General features: G+C 60.6%; 29 protein-coding genes. 28 read left to right on the forward strand and 1 reads right to left on the reverse strand.

Annotation, left to right across the window (positions count from 1 at the left end):
* The first annotated feature begins 2 nt into the window (after window positions 1-2).
* From rplB to bfr, 26 genes are all read left to right on the forward strand, one after another.
* Window positions 3-824: a 50S ribosomal protein L2 gene (gene rplB, locus QO207_RS05560; RefSeq protein WP_024767388.1), complete on the forward strand. Its 822-nt coding sequence runs from the start codon at window positions 3-5 to the stop codon at window positions 822-824.
* Between the two features lie 16 nt (window positions 825-840).
* On the forward strand, window positions 841-1,116 hold the full coding sequence (gene rpsS / locus QO207_RS05565) for a 30S ribosomal protein S19 (protein WP_017521902.1): 276 nt from the start codon (window positions 841-843) through the stop codon (window positions 1,114-1,116).
* 12 nt (window positions 1,117-1,128) lie between these two features.
* The gene (gene rplV / locus QO207_RS05570) at window positions 1,129-1,461 is read left to right on the forward strand and encodes a 50S ribosomal protein L22 (protein ID WP_015475325.1); all 333 of its coding nucleotides are present in this window, start codon (window positions 1,129-1,131) and stop codon (window positions 1,459-1,461) included.
* Window positions 1,462-1,474: 13 nt separating this feature from the next.
* A complete protein-coding gene (rpsC, locus tag QO207_RS05575) occupies window positions 1,475-2,161 on the forward strand; it encodes a 30S ribosomal protein S3 (protein ID WP_015475326.1) in 687 nt (228 codons plus the stop codon).
* Window positions 2,162-2,172: 11 nt separating this feature from the next.
* Window positions 2,173-2,586 (forward strand): 50S ribosomal protein L16, encoded by a 414-nt coding sequence (gene rplP, locus QO207_RS05580; RefSeq protein WP_009617163.1) that lies wholly within the window; start codon window positions 2,173-2,175, stop codon window positions 2,584-2,586.
* The gene (gene rpmC, locus QO207_RS05585) at window positions 2,586-2,777 is read left to right on the forward strand and encodes a 50S ribosomal protein L29 (RefSeq protein ID WP_003093720.1); all 192 of its coding nucleotides are present in this window, start codon (window positions 2,586-2,588) and stop codon (window positions 2,775-2,777) included. The genes rplP and rpmC overlap by 1 nt, the downstream gene beginning before the upstream one ends.
* Window positions 2,778-2,779: 2 nt before the next feature.
* Window positions 2,780-3,046, forward strand: a complete 267-nt coding sequence (gene rpsQ / locus QO207_RS05590) for a 30S ribosomal protein S17 (protein ID WP_009617165.1) — start codon at window positions 2,780-2,782, stop codon at window positions 3,044-3,046.
* Window positions 3,047-3,062: 16 nt separating this feature from the next.
* Complete coding sequence (gene rplN / locus QO207_RS05595; RefSeq protein ID WP_017521901.1) at window positions 3,063-3,431, forward strand: 50S ribosomal protein L14; 369 nt, start codon at window positions 3,063-3,065, stop codon at window positions 3,429-3,431.
* 12 nt (window positions 3,432-3,443) lie between these two features.
* Entirely contained in the window at window positions 3,444-3,758 is a 315-nt protein-coding gene (rplX, locus tag QO207_RS05600) for a 50S ribosomal protein L24 (RefSeq protein ID WP_045215317.1), read from the forward strand.
* Window positions 3,759-3,777: 19 nt separating this feature from the next.
* Window positions 3,778-4,317: a 50S ribosomal protein L5 gene (gene rplE / locus QO207_RS05605; protein WP_017521899.1), complete on the forward strand. Its 540-nt coding sequence runs from the start codon at window positions 3,778-3,780 to the stop codon at window positions 4,315-4,317.
* A gap of 13 nt (window positions 4,318-4,330) precedes the next feature.
* Window positions 4,331-4,636, forward strand: coding sequence for a 30S ribosomal protein S14 (rpsN, locus tag QO207_RS05610; RefSeq protein ID WP_045215313.1), 306 nt, complete (start codon window positions 4,331-4,333; stop codon window positions 4,634-4,636).
* Window positions 4,637-4,825: 189 nt separating this feature from the next.
* Window positions 4,826-5,218, forward strand: a complete 393-nt coding sequence (gene rpsH / locus QO207_RS05615; protein ID WP_015475331.1) for a 30S ribosomal protein S8 — start codon at window positions 4,826-4,828, stop codon at window positions 5,216-5,218.
* Window positions 5,219-5,229: 11 nt separating this feature from the next.
* A complete protein-coding gene (gene rplF, locus QO207_RS05620; RefSeq protein WP_015475332.1) occupies window positions 5,230-5,763 on the forward strand; it encodes a 50S ribosomal protein L6 in 534 nt (177 codons plus the stop codon).
* 10 nt (window positions 5,764-5,773) lie between these two features.
* A complete protein-coding gene (gene rplR, locus QO207_RS05625) occupies window positions 5,774-6,124 on the forward strand; it encodes a 50S ribosomal protein L18 (RefSeq protein ID WP_017521897.1) in 351 nt (116 codons plus the stop codon).
* 3 nt (window positions 6,125-6,127) lie between these two features.
* Complete coding sequence (gene rpsE / locus QO207_RS05630; RefSeq protein ID WP_009617173.1) at window positions 6,128-6,628, forward strand: 30S ribosomal protein S5; 501 nt, start codon at window positions 6,128-6,130, stop codon at window positions 6,626-6,628.
* 2 nt (window positions 6,629-6,630) lie between these two features.
* Window positions 6,631-6,807 carry a 50S ribosomal protein L30 gene (gene rpmD, locus QO207_RS05635; protein ID WP_009617174.1) on the forward strand — a complete coding sequence of 59 codons (177 nt, stop codon included), beginning with the start codon at window positions 6,631-6,633 and terminating at the stop codon, window positions 6,805-6,807.
* A 3-nt stretch (window positions 6,808-6,810) separates the two neighbouring features.
* Window positions 6,811-7,245, forward strand: coding sequence for a 50S ribosomal protein L15 (gene rplO / locus QO207_RS05640; protein WP_045215310.1), 435 nt, complete (start codon window positions 6,811-6,813; stop codon window positions 7,243-7,245).
* Window positions 7,246-8,577: a preprotein translocase subunit SecY gene (secY, locus tag QO207_RS05645; protein WP_024767080.1), complete on the forward strand. Its 1,332-nt coding sequence runs from the start codon at window positions 7,246-7,248 to the stop codon at window positions 8,575-8,577.
* Between the two features lie 24 nt (window positions 8,578-8,601).
* Entirely contained in the window at window positions 8,602-8,718 is a 117-nt protein-coding gene (gene rpmJ / locus QO207_RS05650; RefSeq protein WP_045215308.1) for a 50S ribosomal protein L36, read from the forward strand.
* Window positions 8,719-8,848: 130 nt separating this feature from the next.
* Window positions 8,849-9,205: a 30S ribosomal protein S13 gene (gene rpsM, locus QO207_RS05655; protein ID WP_024767079.1), complete on the forward strand. Its 357-nt coding sequence runs from the start codon at window positions 8,849-8,851 to the stop codon at window positions 9,203-9,205.
* Window positions 9,206-9,223: 18 nt separating this feature from the next.
* Window positions 9,224-9,613, forward strand: coding sequence for a 30S ribosomal protein S11 (gene rpsK / locus QO207_RS05660; RefSeq protein ID WP_003093689.1), 390 nt, complete (start codon window positions 9,224-9,226; stop codon window positions 9,611-9,613).
* A 16-nt stretch (window positions 9,614-9,629) separates the two neighbouring features.
* Window positions 9,630-10,250 carry a 30S ribosomal protein S4 gene (rpsD, locus tag QO207_RS05665; protein ID WP_054906702.1) on the forward strand — a complete coding sequence of 207 codons (621 nt, stop codon included), beginning with the start codon at window positions 9,630-9,632 and terminating at the stop codon, window positions 10,248-10,250.
* Window positions 10,251-10,272: 22 nt separating this feature from the next.
* Entirely contained in the window at window positions 10,273-11,274 is a 1,002-nt protein-coding gene (gene rpoA / locus QO207_RS05670) for a DNA-directed RNA polymerase subunit alpha (RefSeq protein ID WP_009617182.1), read from the forward strand.
* 43 nt (window positions 11,275-11,317) lie between these two features.
* Window positions 11,318-11,707 (forward strand): 50S ribosomal protein L17, encoded by a 390-nt coding sequence (gene rplQ, locus QO207_RS05675; protein WP_015475338.1) that lies wholly within the window; start codon window positions 11,318-11,320, stop codon window positions 11,705-11,707.
* A gap of 276 nt (window positions 11,708-11,983) precedes the next feature.
* Complete coding sequence (katA, locus tag QO207_RS05680; RefSeq protein ID WP_301531541.1) at window positions 11,984-13,432, forward strand: catalase KatA; 1,449 nt, start codon at window positions 11,984-11,986, stop codon at window positions 13,430-13,432.
* A gap of 125 nt (window positions 13,433-13,557) precedes the next feature.
* Window positions 13,558-14,022 (forward strand): bacterioferritin, encoded by a 465-nt coding sequence (bfr, locus tag QO207_RS05685; protein ID WP_015475340.1) that lies wholly within the window; start codon window positions 13,558-13,560, stop codon window positions 14,020-14,022.
* 217 nt (window positions 14,023-14,239) lie between these two features.
* On the opposite strand, the gene uvrA is transcribed toward bfr, so the two are convergent.
* The gene (uvrA, locus tag QO207_RS05690; RefSeq protein ID WP_301531542.1) at window positions 14,240-17,074 is read right to left on the reverse strand and encodes an excinuclease ABC subunit UvrA; all 2,835 of its coding nucleotides are present in this window, start codon (window positions 17,072-17,074) and stop codon (window positions 14,240-14,242) included.
* A 213-nt stretch (window positions 17,075-17,287) separates the two neighbouring features.
* Between uvrA and QO207_RS05695 the strand changes: the two genes are divergently transcribed.
* Both QO207_RS05695 and ssb read left to right on the forward strand, forming a co-directional pair.
* Window positions 17,288-18,676, forward strand: coding sequence for an MFS transporter (locus QO207_RS05695; RefSeq protein WP_301531543.1), 1,389 nt, complete (start codon window positions 17,288-17,290; stop codon window positions 18,674-18,676).
* An 18-nt stretch (window positions 18,677-18,694) separates the two neighbouring features.
* Window positions 18,695-19,195 (forward strand): single-stranded DNA-binding protein, encoded by a 501-nt coding sequence (gene ssb / locus QO207_RS05700; RefSeq protein ID WP_081517086.1) that lies wholly within the window; start codon window positions 18,695-18,697, stop codon window positions 19,193-19,195.
* The last annotated feature ends 129 nt before the right edge of the window (window positions 19,196-19,324 follow it).

Genomic DNA, 19,324 nt, shown 5'->3' on the forward strand with positions numbered 1-19,324 from the left:
TCATGGCAATCGTTAAATGCAAACCGACTTCCGCTGGTCGTCGTTTCGTCGTCAAGGTAGTGAACCAGGACCTGCACAAAGGTGCTCCGTTCGCTCCCCTGCTCGAGAAGAAGTCCAAGTCGGGCGGCCGTAACAACAACGGTCGCATCACCACCCGCCACATCGGTGGTGGTCACAAGCAGCACTATCGTCTGGTCGACTTCCGTCGCAACAAGGATGGCATTCCTGCCATCGTTGAACGCGTCGAATACGATCCGAACCGTACTGCTCACATCGCTCTGCTGAAATACGCGGACGGCGAGCGTCGTTACATCATCGCCCCCAAAGGCGTGGTGGCTGGCGATCAACTGATCTCCGGTATCGGCGCTCCGATCAAGGCCGGCAACAACATGCCGCTGCGCAACATTCCGGTTGGTAGCACCATCCACGGTATCGAACTGAAGCCTGGCAAAGGCGCTCAGATCGCTCGCTCCGCTGGCGCTTCGGCTCAGCTGGTTGCCCGTGAAGGTGCCTACGTAACCGTACGTCTGCGTTCCGGTGAGATGCGCAAAGTCCTGGCTGACTGCCGTGCGACCCTGGGTGAAGTCTCGAACTCCGAGCACAGCCTGCGTTCGCTGGGTAAAGCCGGTGCCAAACGCTGGCGTGGCGTTCGCCCGACCGTTCGTGGTGTTGCCATGAACCCGGTCGACCACCCGCACGGTGGTGGTGAAGGTCGTACCTCTGCTGGTCGTCATCCGGTGTCGCCGTGGGGTCTTCAGACCAAGGGTAAGAAGACTCGCGCGAACAAGCGTACCGACAACATGATCGTCCGTCGCCGCAAGTAAATAGAGGGATACGACAGTGCCACGTTCTCTGAAAAAAGGTCCTTTTATCGATCTTCACCTGCTGAAGAAGATCGAAGTGGCGGTGGAAAAGAACGACCGCAAGCCGATCAAGACCTGGTCGCGCCGTTCTATGATCATGCCGCACATGGTTGGTCTGACCATCGCTGTCCACAACGGCCGTCAACACGTGCCCGTTCTGGTCAACGAAGATATGGTCGGTCACAAACTCGGCGAGTTCGCTGCTACCCGCACTTATCGTGGGCACGCTGCGGACAAGAAAGCCAAGCGTTAAGGGGTAAGGAAGATGGAAGTAGCCGCTAAGCTCTCGGGCGCTCGTATCTCCGCCCAGAAAGCCCGCTTGGTCGCCGACCAGATCCGCGGGAAGAAGGTGGGCGACGCGCTCAACCTCCTGGCTTTCAGCAACAAGAAAGCCGCCGAGATCATGAAGAAAGTGCTGGAGTCGGCCGTTGCCAACGCCGAGCACAACGAAGGCGCCGATGTAGACGATCTCAAAGTCTCCACCGTCTTCGTCAACGAAGGTCGTTCGCTCAAGCGCATCATGCCGCGTGCCAAAGGCCGTGCTGATCGCATCGTCAAGCGGTCTTGCCATATCACTGTCAAGGTTGCGGACAAGTAACGGAGTCGATCAGATGGGTCAGAAAGTACATCCCAATGGCATCCGCCTGGGTATCGTCAAGGAGCACACCTCCGTTTGGTACGCAGATAAGCGCACTTACGCCGATTATCTGTTTGCCGACCTGAAGGTACGTGAGTATCTCCAAGACAAACTAAAAAGCGCGTCCGTCAGCCGTATCGACATCCATCGTCCGGCTCAGACTGCACGTATCACCATCCACACCGCTCGTCCCGGCATCGTGATCGGCAAGAAAGGTGAAGATGTTGAGAAACTGCGTCAGGACCTGACCAAGCAAATGGGTGTGCCGGTGCACATCAACATCGAAGAGATCCGCAAGCCGGAGCTCGACGGTATGCTGGTTGCGCAGAGCGTAGCTCAGCAGCTGGAGCGTCGCGTTATGTTCCGTCGCGCCATGAAGCGCGCTGTACAGAACGCCATGCGCATTGGTGCCAAAGGCATCAAGATCCAGGTAAGCGGTCGTCTGGGCGGCGCTGAAATCGCTCGTACCGAATGGTATCGCGAAGGTCGTGTGCCCCTGCACACCCTGCGTGCCGACATCGACTATGCAACCTACGAAGCGCACACCACCTACGGTGTGATCGGTGTGAAGGTTTGGATCTTCAAAGGCGAGGTCATTGGTGGCCGCCAGGAAGAGCTGAAGCCTGTAGCGCCCGCTCCTCGTAAAAAAGCTGCTAAGTAAGGAGTACGCAAATGCTGCAACCTAAGCGTACGAAGTTCCGCAAGCAAATGACCGGTCACAACCGTGGCCTGGCTCATCGCGGTTCCAAAGTCAGCTTCGGCGAGTTCGCCCTCAAGGCAACCAGCCGCGGCCGTCTCACCGCGCGTCAGATCGAGTCCGCACGTCGTGCGCTGACCCGTCACGTTAAGCGTGGCGGCAAGATCTGGATTCGCGTATTCCCCGACAAGCCTGTTACCAAGAAGCCCCTGGAAGTACGTATGGGTAAAGGTAAGGGCGGCGTCGAGTACTGGGTAGCCCAGATTCAACCGGGCAAGGTCCTGTACGAGATCGAGGGTGTATCCGAAGAGCTGGCGCGTGAGGCATTCGCCCTGGCTGCTGCAAAGCTGCCGCTCGCCACCTCCTTTGTTAAGCGGACGGTGATGTGATGAAAGCGAATGAACTTCGTGAAAAATCCGTTGAGCAGCTGAACGAGCAACTGCTCGGCCTGCTGCGCGACCAGTTCAATCTGCGCATGCAGAAAGCAACTGGCCAGTTGGGGCAGTCTCACCTGCTCTCGCAGGTTAAGCGCGACATCGCTCGCGTGAAAACTGTGCTCAACCAGCAAGCAGGTAAGTAATCATGGCTGAAGCTCAGAAAACCGTCCGTACGCTGACTGGCCGCGTCGTCAGCGACAAGATGGACAAGACCGTCACCGTTCTGATCGAGCGCCGCGTAAAGCACCCGATCTACGGCAAATACGTGAAGCGTTCGACCAAGCTGCACGCCCACGACGAAACCAATCAGTGCCGCATTGGTGACCTGGTCACCATTCGCGAGACCCGTCCTCTGGCCAAGACCAAGGCCTGGACTCTGGTTGATATCGTCGAGCGCGCGGTTGAAGTCTAAGGATCGGAGATAGAAGATGATTCAGACTCAATCCATGCTCGAAGTCGCTGATAACAGCGGCGCGCGTCGCGTAATGTGCATCAAGGTGCTCGGCGGTTCCCACCGCCGCTACGCCGGCATTGGCGACATCATCAAGGTCACCGTCAAGGAAGCAATTCCGCGTGGCAAGGTGAAGAAGGGCCAGGTAATGACTGCCGTGGTCGTTCGCACCAAGCACGGCGTACGTCGTACCGACGGTTCCATCATTCGCTTCGACGGCAACGCCGCCGTCCTGCTGAACAACAAGCAGGAGCCGATCGGCACCCGTATCTTCGGGCCCGTGACTCGTGAACTTCGTACTGAGAAGTTCATGAAGATCGTCTCCCTTGCCCCAGAAGTGCTGTAAGGAGTAGCCGTCATGCAAAAAATTCGTCGTGACGACGAAGTCATCGTCATTGCCGGCAAGGACAAGGGCAAGCGTGGCAAAGTGATCAAGGTTCTGGCTGATGACCGTCTGGTCGTTGGTGGTGTGAACCTGGTCAAGCGCCACACCAAGCCCAACCCCATGCTCAACCAGCAAGGCGGGATCGTCGAGAAGGAGGCGCCTCTGCACGTCTCCAACGTCGCCATCTTCAACGCTGAAACCAACAAGGCTGACCGCGTTGGTTTCAAAGTCGAAGACGGCAAGAAGATTCGTGTCTTCAAGTCGACCCAGAAACCGGTTCAGGCTTGAGGGAGCTAGGTAGATCACCATGGCACGATTGAAAGAAATTTATCGGAAGGAAATCGCTCCCAAGCTGAAGCAAGAGCTTCAGCTGGCGAACGTGATGGAAGTTCCGCGCGTTACCAAAATCACCCTGAACATGGGTCTTGGCGAAGCTGTCGGCGACAAGAAAGTCATCGAGAGCGCCGTAGCTGATCTGGAAAAGATCGCGGGTCAGAAGCCGGTTGTGACTTACGCTCGTAAGTCCATCGCTGGTTTCAAGATTCGTGAAGGCTGGCCGATCGGCGTGAAAGTCACCCTGCGTGGCGATCGCATGTACGAGTTCCTGGACCGTCTGCTGTCGATCTCTCTGCCGCGCGTTCGTGACTTCCGCGGTCTGAACGCCAAGTCCTTCGACGGCCGTGGCAACTACAGCATGGGCGTCAAAGAGCAGATCATCTTCCCGGAAATCGATTACGACAAGATCGATGCCCTCCGCGGTATGGATATCACTCTGACCACCACCGCGCGTTCGGATGATGAGGGTCGTGCACTGCTGCGCGCCTTCAAATTCCCGTTCCGCAACTGATTGGAGTAGGACCATGGCTAAAGAGAGCATGAAGAACCGTGAGCTGAAGCGTCAGCAAACGGTAGCCAAGTACGCCAAAAAGCGTGCCGAGCTGAAAGCGATCATCGCTAATCCGAGCACTTCCGCAGAAGACCGTTGGAATGCCCAGGTCGCCCTTCAGAAGCAACCGCGTGACGCGAGCGCCAGCCGCCTGCGTAACCGTTGCCGCCTGACCGGTCGTCCGCACGGTTACTACCGCAAGTTCGGCCTGAGCCGTAACAAGCTGCGTGAAGCAGCAATGCGCGGTGACGTACCGGGCCTGGTGAAAGCCAGCTGGTAAGTGCTAGACGGGGTCGGCAACGACTCCGTTGATCGCTTTGCGAAGCAAGCCCCCATGTGGGGCTTGATTCGTTTTTAAGCGATCTCTAGAATACCCGGCTCCCCCGAGTCCGGGTTTTAGTTCGTCCGGCGTTTTGAGGGCGAGTTGTGAAGTTGAAGGCTTATCTTTTGTATCAGGAGCATTAAGCCCATGAGTATGCAGGACCCGTTAGCAGACATGCTAACTCGCATCCGTAATGCCCAGATGGCTGAGAAGACCGTCGTGAGCATGCCGTCTTCCAAGCTGAAAGCGGCAGTCGCCAAAGTCCTCAAGGACGAAGGCTACATTGCGGATTTCCAAGTCACCGCCGAGGCCAAGCCTCTGCTGTCGATCGAGCTGAAGTACTTCGAAGGCAAGCCTGTCATCGAGGAAGTGAAGCGAATCAGCCGTCCTGGCCTGCGCCAGTACAAATCCGTAGACCAGCTGCCGAAAGTTCGTGGCGGCCTGGGCGTTTCGATCGTCTCCACCAACAAAGGTGTGATGACTGACCGTGCTGCCCGTGCCGCTGGCGTCGGTGGCGAAGTGCTCTGCACTGTGTTCTAAGGGGAATCAGCATGTCTCGCGTTGCTAAGAACCCCGTCATTCTGCCCGCTGGCGTTGAAATCAAGCTGGCTGGTCAGGAACTTTCGATCAAGGGTGCCAAAGGCGCTCTCGAGCTGAAAGTACATCCGTCCGTCGAAGTCATTCAGGACAACGGTGAGCTGCGTTTCGCTGCGCGTAACGGCGACCAGCAGACCCGTGCCATGGCCGGTACTACCCGTGCTCTGGTCAACAACATGGTAATCGGCGTCAGCCAGGGCTTCGAGCGCAAGCTCCAGCTGGTTGGTGTTGGTTACAAGGCGCAGGCCAAAGGCCAAGTGCTGTCCCTGGCTCTCGGCTTCTCCCACCCGGTTGATTACGAACTGCCTGCCGGCATCGTCGCGGAAACCCCCAGCCAGACCGACATCCTGATCAAGGGTATCGACAAGCAGCTGGTCGGCCAGGTTGCCGCGGAAATCCGCGACTTCCGTCCGCCGGAGCCGTACAAAGGCAAGGGCGTGCGTTACGCCGACGAAGTCGTCCTTCGTAAAGAAGCCAAGAAGAAGTAGGGCATAGCAAATGAGCGTCAAGAAAGAAACCCGTCTGCGCCGCGCTCGCAAGGCTCGCCTGAAGATGCGCGAACTGGAAGCCGTACGCCTCTGCGTGTACCGCTCCTCCCAGCACATCTACGCCCAGGTCATTGCAGCCGACGGCGGCAAGGTCCTGGCCAGCGCCTCGACCCTGGACAAAGAACTGCGCGAAGCTGCCACCGGCAACGTCGACGCAGCCAAGAAAGTTGGTCAACTGGTCGCGGAACGCGCCAAGGCTGCCGGCGTCACTCAGGTGGCGTTCGACCGTTCTGGCTTCAAGTACCACGGTCGTATCAAGGCCCTGGCTGATGCCGCTCGTGAAGGCGGTCTGGAGTTCTAAGTTATGGCAAACAACGATCAAAAGCGCGACGAAGGCTACATCGAGAAGCTGGTTCAAGTGAACCGCGTCGCCAAAACCGTAAAAGGTGGCCGTATCTTCGCCTTCACCGCGCTGACCGTGGTTGGCGATGGCAAGGGCCGTGTTGGCTTCGGTCGTGGCAAGGCGCGGGAAGTGCCTGCCGCTATCCAGAAGGCAATGGAAGCTGCTCGCCGCAACATGATCCAGGTTGATCTGAACGGCACTACCCTGCAGTACCCGACCAAGTCCGCCCATGGCGCCTCCAAGGTGTACATGCAGCCGGCTTCCGAAGGTACCGGCATCATCGCCGGCGGCGCCATGCGCGCTGTCCTGGAAGTTGCTGGTGTGCAGAACGTTCTGGCGAAGTGCTACGGCTCCACCAATCCGGTGAACGTGGTCTACGCAACCTTCAAGGGCCTGAAGAACATGCAGTCCCCTGAGTCGGTAGCGGCCAAGCGTGGCAAGAGCGTCGAGGAGATTCTCTAACCATGGCAACTGTCAAAGTTACCCTGATCAAGAGCCTGAACGGCCGTCTGGCCAATCACAAGGCTTGCGTCAAAGGCCTCGGCCTGCGTCGCATTAATCACACCGTCGAAGTTCAGGACACTCCTGAAAACCGCGGCATGATTAACAAGGCCTACTACCTGCTGCGTGTGGAGGGTTAATCCATGCAACTGAACGATCTGCGTTCCGCGCCGGGTGCCCGTCGCGAAAAGCACCGTCCGGGCCGTGGCATCGGTAGCGGTCTGGGCAAGACTGGTGGCCGTGGTCACAAAGGTCAAACCTCCCGCTCCGGTGGCTCCATCGCTCCGGGCTTCGAGGGTGGTCAGCAACCGCTGCACCGTCGTCTGCCGAAGTTCGGCTTCAACTCGCTGAAAGCCATGGATCGCGCAGAAGTGCGCACTTCCGAACTGGCCAAGGTCGAGGGTGATGTCGTAACCGTGCAGTCCCTGAAGGATGCCAACGTGATTAACCAGAACGTACAGCGTGTGAAAGTCATGCTGTCGGGCGACGTTACTCGCGCAGTCACCCTGAAAGGCATCGGCGCCACCAAGGGCGCTCGTGCGGCTATCGAAGCAGCTGGCGGCAAAATCGAGGACTAAATGGCTAAGCAAGGTGCTCTCTCTGCGCTGAGCAACGGTGGTGGTTTGTCCGAGCTCTGGGCACGTCTGCGTTTCCTGTTCCTGGCGATCATCGTCTATCGGATCGGCGCGCATATCCCAGTCCCGGGCATCAACCCCGATCGCTTGGCGGCACTGTTCCGGCAGAACGAGGGGACCATTCTTAGCCTCTTCAACATGTTTTCCGGCGGCGCGCTGGAGCGCATGAGTATCTTTGCACTGGGGATCATGCCGTACATCTCGGCATCGATCATCATGCAGCTCATGACCGCTATCAGCCCGCAGCTGGAGCAGTTGAAGAAAGAGGGTGAGTCTGGGCGTCGCAAGATCAGCCAGTACACCCGCTACGCAACTCTCGTCCTGGCACTCGTCCAGGCCATTGGCATGTCCATTGGTCTGGGTAGCCAGGGCGTGGCCTTCTCCAACGACTTCGGCTTCTACTTCGTGTCGGTCACCACCTTCGTGGCGGGTGCACTGTTCATGATGTGGCTGGGTGAGCAGATCACCGAGCGGGGTGTCGGCAACGGCATCTCCATGTTGATCTTCTCCGGTATCGTCGCAGGCCTGCCCCGAGCAATCGGTCAGTCCTTCGAGTCCGCGCGTCAAGGTGACATCAACATCTTCGCCCTGATCGCCATCGGCCTGCTGGCCGTGGCCATCATCGCGTTCGTGGTGTTCATCGAGCGTGGTCAGCGTCGTATCGCCGTGCATTACGCCAAGCGCCAGCAAGGTCGCAAGGTGTTTGCCGCCCAAACGAGCCATCTGCCGCTGAAAGTGAACATGGCGGGTGTAATCCCTGCGATCTTCGCCAGCAGCATCCTGCTGTTCCCGGCATCCCTGGGTGCCTGGTTCGGTCAGTCGGAAGGCCTGGGTTGGCTGCAGGACGTCGCGCAAGCGATCGCTCCTGGTCAGCCGCTGAACATTCTGCTGTTTAGTGCAGGGATCGTTTTCTTCTGCTTCTTCTACACAGCGCTGATGTTCAACCCGAAGGACGTGGCGGAAAACCTCAAGAAGTCCGGTGCATTTATTCCGGGTATTCGTCCGGGCGAACAGTCGGCTCGCTACATTGATGGCGTTCTGACCCGTTTGACCATGTTCGGTGCCCTGTACATGACGGCTGTGTGCCTGCTGCCCCAGTTCCTGGTCGTAGCTGCCCACGTACCGTTCTACCTTGGCGGGACCTCGTTGCTGATCGTGGTCGTGGTTGTGATGGACTTTATGGCTCAAGTACAATCGCACCTCGTTTCGCACCAGTACGAATCCCTCATGAAGAAAGCCAACCTGAAGGGCTATGGCAGCGGTCTGCTGCGCTGACCCGTAAGGTTCGAGGAGTCACTGATGAAAGTTCGTGCATCGGTTAAGAAGCTGTGCCGTAACTGCAAGATCGTCCGTCGCGAAGGCGTCGTTCGTGTGATCTGCAGCTCGGAGCCGCGTCACAAGCAGCGCCAAGGCTGAGTGTGAACCACGCGTTATAACCCGGCAGCTAGTGTGCTGCCGGGTTGATTATTTGTTTTTACAGCGCTAATATCCGCGCCCTTTCTTGGCTCCCTGGGCGCCGGGTAGCTGTCAATTGGAGTTTTTCTGAATGGCCCGTATTGCAGGCGTAAACATTCCGGATAACAAGCACACTGTTATCTCGCTGACCTACATCTATGGTGTTGGTCGCACTACCGCACAGAGCATCTGTGCAGCCACCGGCATCAGCCCGGCTGTAAAGATCAAAGAGCTGAGCGAAGAGCAGATTGATTCGCTGCGTACCGAGGTGGCCAAGCTGACCACCGAAGGTGACCTGCGTCGCGAAATCAACATGAACATCAAGCGTCTGATGGACCTCGGTTGCTACCGCGGTCTGCGTCATCGTCGTGGTCTGCCGGTTCGCGGTCAGCGCACCAAGACCAACGCGCGCACCCGTAAGGGCCCGCGTAAGCCGATCCGCAAGTAATCGCTTAGGAATCTAGTCATGGCAAAACCTGCTGCTCGTCCTCGCAAGAAAGTCAAAAAGACGGTGGTCGACGGGATCGCGCATATCCACGCGTCCTTCAACAACACCATCGTTACCATCACTGATCGTCAGGGCAACGCTCTGTCCTGGGCTACCTCCGGTGGTTCGGGCTTCCGCGGCTCGCGTAAGAGCACCCCGTTCGCTGCCCAGGTAGCGGCCGAGCGTGCCGGCCAGGCTGCTCTGGAATACGGTCTGAAGAACCTTGACGTAAACGTCAAAGGCCCGGGCCCGGGTCGCGAGTCGGCTGTTCGTGCGCTGAATGCCTGCGGTTACAAGATCGCCAGCATCACCGACGTAACCCCGATCCCGCATAACGGCTGCCGTCCGCCGAAAAAGCGTCGCGTGTAATAGGAGACAGTGAGAAATGGCTCGTTACATTGGTCCCAAGTGCAAACTGTCCCGCCGCGAAGGCACTGACCTCTTCCTGAAGAGCGGCGTTCGTGCCCTCGACTCGAAGTGCAAGGCAGAACAAGTTCCCGGCCAGCATGGTCAGCGTCGTGGTCGCCTGTCCGACTACGGTCTGCAGCTGCGCGAGAAACAAAAAGTTCGCCGCATCTACGGCGTTCTGGAACGTCAATTCCGTGGCTACTATCAGGAAGCGTCCCGCCGCAAGGGCTCCACAGGTGAAAACCTGCTGCAGCTGCTTGAGTGCCGTCTGGACAACGTCGTCTACCGTATGGGCTTCGGTTCCACTCGTTCCGAATCCCGTCAGCTGGTGTCCCACAAGACCATCAGCGTCAACGGTCAGACCGTAAACGTACCGTCCTACCAGGTCAAAGCTGGTGATGTGGTTGCTGTTCGCGAGAAATCGAAGAACCAGCTGCGTATCGCCCAAGCTCTGGACCTGTGCGCCCAGCGCGGTCGCGTTGAGTGGGTCGACGTGGACACCGACAAGAAAGCTGGCACCTTCAAAAGTGTCCCGGCTCGTGCCGATCTGTCCGCCGACATCAACGAAAACCTGATTGTCGAGCTCTACTCCAAGTAAGGGCTAGAAAATAGGTGCATCCATGCAGAGTTCGGTAAATGAGTTCCTGACCCCCCGCCACATCGATGTGCAGGTGGTCAGCCAAACCCGCGCCAAGATCACCCTCGAGCCCCTCGAGCGTGGTTTCGGCCATACCCTGGGCAACGCGCTGCGTCGCATCCTGTTGTCCTCCATGCCCGGCTGCGCAGTAGTCGAGGCCGAGATCGACGGCGTACTCCACGAGTACTCCGCCATCGAAGGTGTACAGGAAGACGTCATCGAGATCCTGCTCAACCTGAAAGGCCTGGCTATCAAGCTGCACGGTCGTGACGAAGTGACGCTGACCCTGGCGAAAAAGGGCTCGGGTGTGGTGACCGCTGCCGATATTCAGCTGGATCATGATGTCGAGATCGTCAACGGTGACCATGTTATCGCCCACCTGGCCGATAACGGCGCGCTGAACATGAAGCTGAAAGTCGCTCGTGGCCGTGGCTACGAGCCGGCTGATGCCCGCTCGAGCGATGAAGACGAAAGCCGTAGCATTGGCCGTCTTCAGCTCGATGCCTCGTTCAGCCCCGTACGTCGTGTTGCCTACGTGGTCGAGAACGCCCGTGTCGAACAGCGTACCAACCTGGACAAGCTGGTCCTCGATCTGGAAACCAACGGCACCCTGGACCCTGAAGAGGCTATTCGTCGCGCCGCTACCATCCTGCAACAGCAGCTGGCAGCGTTCGTGGACCTCAAAGGCGACAGCGAGCCTGTTGTTGAAGAGCAGGAAGACGAGATCGATCCGATCCTGCTGCGTCCGGTCGATGACCTTGAGCTGACCGTCCGTTCGGCCAACTGCCTGAAGGCAGAGAACATCTACTACATCGGTGACCTGATTCAGCGCACCGAAGTAGAGCTGCTCAAAACGCCGAACCTGGGTAAGAAGTCCCTGACCGAAATCAAGGACGTTCTGGCCTCTCGCGGTCTGTCCCTCGGTATGCGCCTCGACAACTGGCCGCCGGCAAGTCTCAAGAAAGACGACAAGGCTACTGCCTGATCGTCGTAGCTACCGAACGTAAAGTTTGGAAAGGAATTGAACCATGCGCCATCGTAAAAGTGGTCGTCACCTGAGCCGCACCAGCGCGCACCGCAAGGCTATGTTCCAGAACATGGCTGTGTCGCTCTTCGAACACGAACTGATCAAAACCACCCTGCCCAAGGCCAAGGAACTGCGTCGCGTTGCCGAGCCGCTGATCACCCTGGCTAAAGTGGATAGCGTTGCCAACCGTCGTCTCGCTTTCGACCGTACCCGTTCGAAAGAAGCCGTAGGCAAGCTGTTCAACGAACTGGGCAAGCGCTACGCCAACCGTCCGGGCGGCTACCTGCGCATCCTGAAGTGCGGCTTCCGTGCCGGCGACAATGCCCCCATGGCATACGTCGAACTGATTGACCGCGCTGTTGGCGGCCAAGCAGTAGAAGCTGCAGAGTAAGGTTTACCCCTTACTTATAAGAAACCGGGCCTTGTGCCCGGTTTTTTATCGCCTATTGAAAAGTTTTTCTCTATCGATCAGCCCGAATCAATTAATTGGCTGATCCATGCCCTTGTCACCGATCCTTAACGACGTCGACTTCTACTGCTTGCTGAGCTGGATCAACAGCCACCAAGCCGATGGAGGCGCTTAATTGTCCGATTGGGATGTCGGGCCGCGCTCACCGCCATGGTGATCCGCCGGCCTTCGAACACCCCGCCGTTGAGGAGAGTAACGATGAGCGACAACACCCGCCTGACGACCGCTGCCGGAGCGCCGGTCGCCGATAACCAGAACGTCCAGACCGCCGGCCCGCGGGGCCCGATGCTGCTGCAGGACGTCTGGTTTCTGGAGAAACTGGCGCACTTCGATCGCGAAGTGATTCCTGAGCGCCGCATGCATGCCAAAGGCTCCGCCGCCTACGGCACCTTCACCGTCACCCACGACATCACCCGGTACAGCCGCGCCAAGCTGTTCTCCGAGGTCGGCAAGCAGACCCCGCTGTTCTTGCGCTTCTCCACCGTGGCTGGCGAGCGCGGTGCGGCGGATGCCGAGCGCGATATCCGCGGCTTCGCCATGAAGTTCTACACCGAGGAAGGCAACTGGGACCTGGTGGGCAACAACACCCCGGTCTTCTACTTCCGTGACCCGTTGAAATTCCCCGACCTGAACCACGTGGTGAAACGCGATCCGCGCACCAACCTGCGCAACGCCACGCTGAAGTGGGACTTCTTCTCGCACCTGCCAGAAGCGCTGCACCAGCTGACCATCGACTTCGGCGACCGAGGCCTGCCGCGCAGCTACCGTCACGTGCATGGCTTCGGTAGCCATACCTTCAGCTTCATCAACTCCGGCAACGAGCGCTTCTGGGTCAAGTTCCACTTCAAGACTCAGCAGGGCATCGAGAACCTGAGCAACGAAGAAGCTGCCAAGCTGGTCGGTGCCGACCGCGAAAGCTCGCAGCGTGACCTCTACGACGCCATCGAGCGCGGTGATTTCCCGCGCTGGAAGATGTACGTGCAGGTGATGCCGGAGAAGGAAGCGGCGACCTACCGCTTCAATCCGTTCGACCTGACCAAGGTCTGGCCGCACGGCGACTACCCGCTGATCGAAGTGGGCTACTTCGAGCTCAACCGTAATCCGGCGAACTACTTCGCCGAGGTCGAGCAGTCCGCCTTCAGCCCGGCGAACATCGTCCCCGGTATTGGCTTCTCGCCGGACAAGATGCTCCAGGGCCGCCTGTTCTCCTACGGCGACGCGCACCGCTACCGCCTGGGCGTGAACCACCACCAGATCCCGGTGAACGCCGCGCGCAACAACCCGCGCATCTACCACCGCGACGGCGCCATGCGGGTGGACGGCAACAACGGCGACATGACCGTCACCTACGAACCGAACAGCTTCAACCAGTGGCAGGAGCAGCCGGATTACTCCGAGCCGCCGCTGACCCTGGAAGGCAGCGCGGATCACTGGAACCACCGCGTCGACGGCGACTACTTCAGCCAGCCCGCCGCGCTGTTCCGCCTGTTCGACGAAGCCCAGCGCCAGCGTCTGTACGAGAACATCGCCGGTGACATGGCGGGCGTGCCTGAAAGCATCCAGCGTCGCCAACTCGGCCTGTTCCTGCAGATCGACCCGGCCTACGGCGAAGGCGTCGCCAAGGCGCTGGGTCTGAAGCTCGACTAAGCTCAAAACGCACCACCAGCCGCCCTCTTCGGAGGGCGGTTGTGTTTCCGGTGCTTGACCTCGGTCATGGCCAGTCGCGACCATAGCGCCGTTTAATTCGCTGTCACGTCCCAGGGAGAAGGCTGATGCAAGGCCACGCCGAGGTTATCGATTATCTCAACACGCTGCTGACCGGTGAGCTGGCCGCTCGCGACCAGTACTTCATCCACTCGCGCATGTACGAGGACTGGGGCTTCACCAAGCTCTACGAGCGCCTCAACCATGAAATGGAAGAGGAAACCCAGCACGCCGACGCACTGCTGCGCCGCATCCTGCTGCTCGAAGGCACCCCGCGCATGCGCCCGGACGACATCCACCCGGGCAAGACCGTGCCGGAGATGCTGGAAGCCGACCTGAAGCTGGAGCGCCACGTACGCGCCGCCCTGGCCAAGGGCATCGCCCTGTGCGAGAAGCACAAGGACTTCGTCACCCGCGACATCCTGCGCGTGCAGCTGACCGATACCGAGGAAGACCACGCGTACTGGCTGGAGCAGCAGCTCGGTCTGATCCAGAAGATGGGCCTGGAGAACTATCTGCAATCGCAGATCTGATCCATAGCTCCGCTTCGTCAAAGCCCCCGGCGCTCGTGCTCCGGGGGCTTTTGCTTTTTGTAGGAGGGAGGGGGACGCCCAGTCCTTGCTCGCGAACAGAGTTATCCGGTAACTCCAGCTTGGAGCTGTTCGCGAGCAAGCTCGCTCCTACGAAGAGCCCACAAAAAAGCCCCTGCGCCGGTGTGGGCAGCAGGGGCTTTTTTCATACCGGTACGGATCAGGCCCGATCGCGCTCCAGCAGCGGCTTGAGGAAGTGCCCGGTGTGCGACACCGCCAGCTCCGCGACCTGCTCCGGCGTGCCGGTGGCGATGATCTGGCCGCCCTTGGAGCCGCCCTCGGGGCCGAGGTCGACCAGCCAGTCGGCGGTCTTGATCACGTCCAGGTTGTGCTCGATCACCACCACGGTGTTGCCGTGGTCGCGCAGGCGGTGCAGCACGTCGAGCAGTTGCTGGATATCCGCGAAGTGCAGGCCGGTGGTCGGTTCGTCGAGGATGTACAGGGTCTTGCCGGTATCGCGCTTGGACAGCTCGCGGGACAGCTTGACCCGCTGGGCCTCGCCGCCGGACAGCGTGGTCGCGCTTTGCCCCAGCTTGATGTACGACAGACCGACGTCCATCAGCGTCTGCAGCTTGCGGGCGATGGCCGGCACGGCGTCGAAGAACGCGCGGGCGTCCTCGATGGTCATGTCCAGCACCTCGGTGATGCTCTTGCCCTTGTAGCGGACTTCCAGGGTCTCGCGGTTGTAACGCTTGCCCTTGCAGACGTCGCAGGGGACGTAGATGTCCGGCAGGAAGTGCATTTCCACCTTGATCACGCCATCGCCCTGGCAGGCCTCGCAGCGGCCACCCTTGACGTTGAACGAGAAGCGCCCCGGACCGTAGCCGCGCGAGCGGGCTTCCGGCACGCCGGCGAACAGCTCGCGGATCGGCGTGAACAGCCCGGTGTAGGTCGCCGGGTTGGAGCGCGGGGTGCGGCCGATCGGGCTCTGGTCGATGTCCACCACCTTGTCCAGGTGCTGCAGGCCGTCGAACGAGTCGTAGGGCGCGACTTCCAGGGTGGTGGCGCCGTTCAGCGCGGTGGCGGTGATCGGGAACAGGGTGTTGTTGATCAGCGTCGACTTGCCCGAGCCGGACACGCCGGTGATGCAGGTGAACAGGCCGACCGGGATTTCCAGGTTGACGTTCTGCAGGTTGTTGCCGCGGGCGCCCTTGAGCTTGAGCAGCTGCTTCTTGTTGCGCGGGGTGCGCTCGGCGGGTACGACGATCTTGGTGCGGCCTGACAGGTAGGCGCCGGTGACCGAGTCCGGATGGTCCATGACCTGTTGCGGCGTGCCTTCGGCAACAATCTGCCCGCCGTGCACGCCGGCGCCGGGACCGATGTCGACGACGTAGTCGGCGAGGCGGATGGCGTCCTCGTCGTGCTCGACCACGATCACCGTGTTGCCCAGGTTGCGCAGGTGGGTGAGGGTGCCCAGCAGGCGCTCGTTGTCGCGCTGGTGCAGGCCGATGGAGGGTTCGTCGAGGATGTACATGACGCCCACCAGGCCGGCGCCAATCTGGCTGGCCAGGCGGATGCGCTGGGCCTCGCCGCCGGACAGGGTGTCGGCGCTGCGGTCCAGGGTCAGATAATCCAGGCCGACGTTGACCAGGAACTGCAGGCGCTCGCGGATCTCCTTGAGGATCTTCGAGGCGATCTCGCCGCGGCGGCCGGTGAGGGTCAGGCTCTCGGCGTACTCACAGGCGGTGCCCACCGGCATCGAGGTGATCGCCGGCAGGGTCTTGTCGCCGACCCACACGTGGCGCGCTTCGCGGCGCAGGCGGGTGCCGTGGCAGTCCGGACAGGGCTGGGTGCTGAGGAACTTGGCCAGTTCCTCGCGTACGGTGGCCGACTCGGTTTCGCGGTAGCGGCGTTCCAGGTTCGGCAGAATGCCCTCGAACGGGTGCGCGCGCTTGACGATGTCGCCGCGGTCGTTGAGGTAGCGGAACTCGACGTTCTCGCGGCCCGAGCCGTTGAGGATGAACTTCTGGTGATCCGCATCGATGTCCTGGAAGGGCTCTTCGAGGCTGAAGCCGAAGTGCGCGGCCAGCGAGCCGAGCATCTGGAAGTAGTAGACGTTGCGCCGGTCCCAGCCGCGGATCGCGCCTTCGGCCAGGGTCAGCTCGCCGTTGACCACCCGACGCGCGTCGAAGAACTGCTTCACGCCCAGGCCATCGCAGGTCGGGCAGGCGCCGGCCGGGTTGTTGAAGGAGAACAGCTTGGGTTCCAGCTCGCTGATGGAGTGGCCGCAGATCGGGCAGGCGAAGCGGGCGGAGAAGATCATCTCTTCGCCTTCTTCATCATCCATCGGGGCGACGAGAGCGATGCCGTCAGCCAGGTTGATCGCCGTCTCGAACGATTCCGCCAGGCGCTGCTGCAGGTCGCCACGCACCTTGAAGCGGTCGACCACGATGTCGATGGAGTGCTTGAACTTCTTGTCCAGCTTGGGCACTTCATCCAGCTCGTAGAGCTTGCCGTTGACGCGGGCGCGGACGAAGCCCTGGGCGCGCATTTCCTCGAACACCGCCAGGTGCTCGCCCTTGCGCTCGCGGATCACCGGGGCCAGCAGCATCAGCTTGCGGCCTTCGGGCAGGGCCAGCACCTGGTCGACCATCTGGCTGACGGTCTGGGCTTCCAGCGGGATGTCGTGGTCCGGGCAGCGCGGAATACCCACGCGGGCATAGAGCAGGCGCAGGTAGTCGTAGATCTCGGTGATGGTGCCCACAGTGGAGCGCGGGTTGTGGGAGGTGGATTTCTGCTCGATGGAGATGGCCGGCGACAGGCCTTCGATGGTGTCGACGTCGGGCTTTTCCATCATCGAGAGGAACTGCCGGGCGTAGGCCGACAGGGATTCCACGTAGCGGCGCTGGCCCTCGGCGTAGAGGGTGTCGAAAGCCAGGGAAGATTTGCCGGAACCCGACAGGCCGGTGATCACGATCAGCTTGTCGCGCGGCAGGGTCAGGTCGATGTTCTTCAGGTTGTGGGTACGTGCCCCACGGATGAGGATCTTGTCCACTGCGGCCTCGCATGGCGGGCGAAAACTATCGATTATACGGGGCGTTTCCGGCACGCGGCAAAGTAGCGCGTGTGTGCCCTTGGACCGTTGGGCTGGTAGAATGCGCGGCTATTTTTCGGCGTTGGCGACAACCGGCCCTGCAAGGCCCGGATGGCGCGATGCCACGGGGGCAATCCAGCGCATTCCCGTTATTCGTCTTTTCATGAGGGGCCTATGCACGATTCCCACACTGAGCGCATGAGTGGCACCGAAACCCGCGCGGCCGCTGGCCTGTCCCTGGTCTTCGCATTCCGCATGCTCGGCATGTTCATGGTCCTGCCGGTGCTCGCCACCTACGGCCAGGACCTGGCCGGCGCCACCCCGGCACTGATCGGCCTGGCCATCGGTGCCTACGGCCTGACCCAGGCTATCCTGCAGATTCCGCTGGGCACCCTGTCCGACCGCATCGGCCGCCGGCCGATCATCGTCGTCGGCCTGCTGGTGTTCGCCGCCGGTGCCGCGCTGGCGGCCAACGCCGACTCCATCTGGGGCATCATCGCCGGCCGCGTCCTGCAGGGCGCCGGGGCGATCTCCGCGGCGGTGATGGCGATGCTTTCCGACCTCACCCGCGAGCAGCACCGCACCAAGGCCATGGCCATGATTGGCATGAGCATTGGTGTGTCCTTCGCGGTAGCGATGGTCGCAGGGCCGGTGCTGACCCACTGGTTCGGCCTGCACGGGCTGTTCTGGTTCACCGCCGGCATGGCCCTGGTGGGCATGCTGATCATCCTGTTCTTCGTGCCGACGCCCGACCACCGCATGCAGCATCGCGAATCCAGCGTCGCCAAGCAGTCGCTGCTGCCGACCCTGAAGAACGGCGAGCTGCTGCGCCTGGATGCCGGCATCCTGGTGCTCCACGCGATCCTCATGGCCAGCTTCGTCGCCCTGCCGCTGGCACTGGTGGAGCGCGCCGGGCTGCCCAAGGAAGAACACTGGTGGGTCTACCTGACCGCACTGCTGGTGGGCTTCTTCGGCATGGTTCCGTTCATCATCTACGCCGAGAAGAAGCGTCAGATGAAGCGCGTGCTGACCGGCGCCGTGGCGACCCTGATGCTCTGCGAACTGTTCTTCTGGGAGTTCGGCAACAGCCTCAAGGAACTGGTGTTCGGCATCATCGTCTACTTCACCGCGTTCAACCTGCTGGAGGCCTCGCTGCCTTCGCTGGTGAGCAAGGTTTCGCCGGCCGGCGGCAAGGGCACGGCGATGGGCGTGTACTCCACCAGCCAGTTCCTCGGCGCCGCCGTAGGCGGCATCCTGGGCGGCTGGATGTTCCAGCACGGCGGGCTCGACGGGGTGTTCATCGGCTGCGCGGTGCTGGCTGCCATCTGGCTGGCGATTGCTGTTACCATGCGCGAACCGCCTTATGTAACAAGTATTCGCCTGCCTCTGTCCGATGAGGCGCTGCGCGATGCTTCGTTGGTTGAGCGTTTCAAGGCATTGCCCGGTGTGAGCGATGTGATGGTGGTCGCTGAAGAAGCGGCCGCTTATGTCAAAGTGGATTCCCAACAAGTTGATCGCACGTCCCTCGAGCGCCTCGCCGGCGCCGAGCAGGCGACGTGCTGAAGCCTTTAGGAGAGCGTCATGGCCCGTGGGGTTAACAAAGTCATTCTGGTCGGTAACGTTGGTGGCGATCCGGAAACCCGCTACATGCCCAACGGCAACGCGGTGACCAACGTCACCCTGGCCACCAGCGAGAGCTGGAAGGACAAGCAGACCGGCCAGCAGCAGGAGCGTACCGAGTGGCACCGCGTGGTGTTCTTCGGTCGCCTGGCGGAAATCGTCGCCGAGTACGTGCGCAAGGGTTCGCAGATCTACGTCGAAGGCAGCCTGCGCACCCGCAAGTGGCAGGGTCAGGACGGCCAGGACAAGTACACCACCGAAATCGTGGTCGACATCAACGGCAACATGCAGCTGCTGGGCGGCCGTCCGGGCGCCGGTGGTGACGACGCCCCGCGCGCTCCCCGCGAGCCGCAGCAGCAGCGTCCGCAGCAGGCCCAGCGTCCTGCGCCGCAGCAGCAGTCCCAGCCCGCGCCGCAACCGGCTCCGGACTACGACAGCTTCGACGACGATATCCCGTTCTAAGCCGAACGGATCGTCACCAAGAGCGCAGCCTTCGAGCTGCGCTTTTGCGTTTCTGGGACGCTCGTTTTGGCGAATGCCGGTAAAAGTCTTTATCGAAAGCGAGTATTTAATTAGCTAGCTAATTAAATG

This window comes from Pseudomonas sp. CAN1, from assembly GCF_030462585.1.
In the GTDB taxonomy this organism is placed as follows: Bacteria; Pseudomonadota; Gammaproteobacteria; order Pseudomonadales; family Pseudomonadaceae; genus Pseudomonas.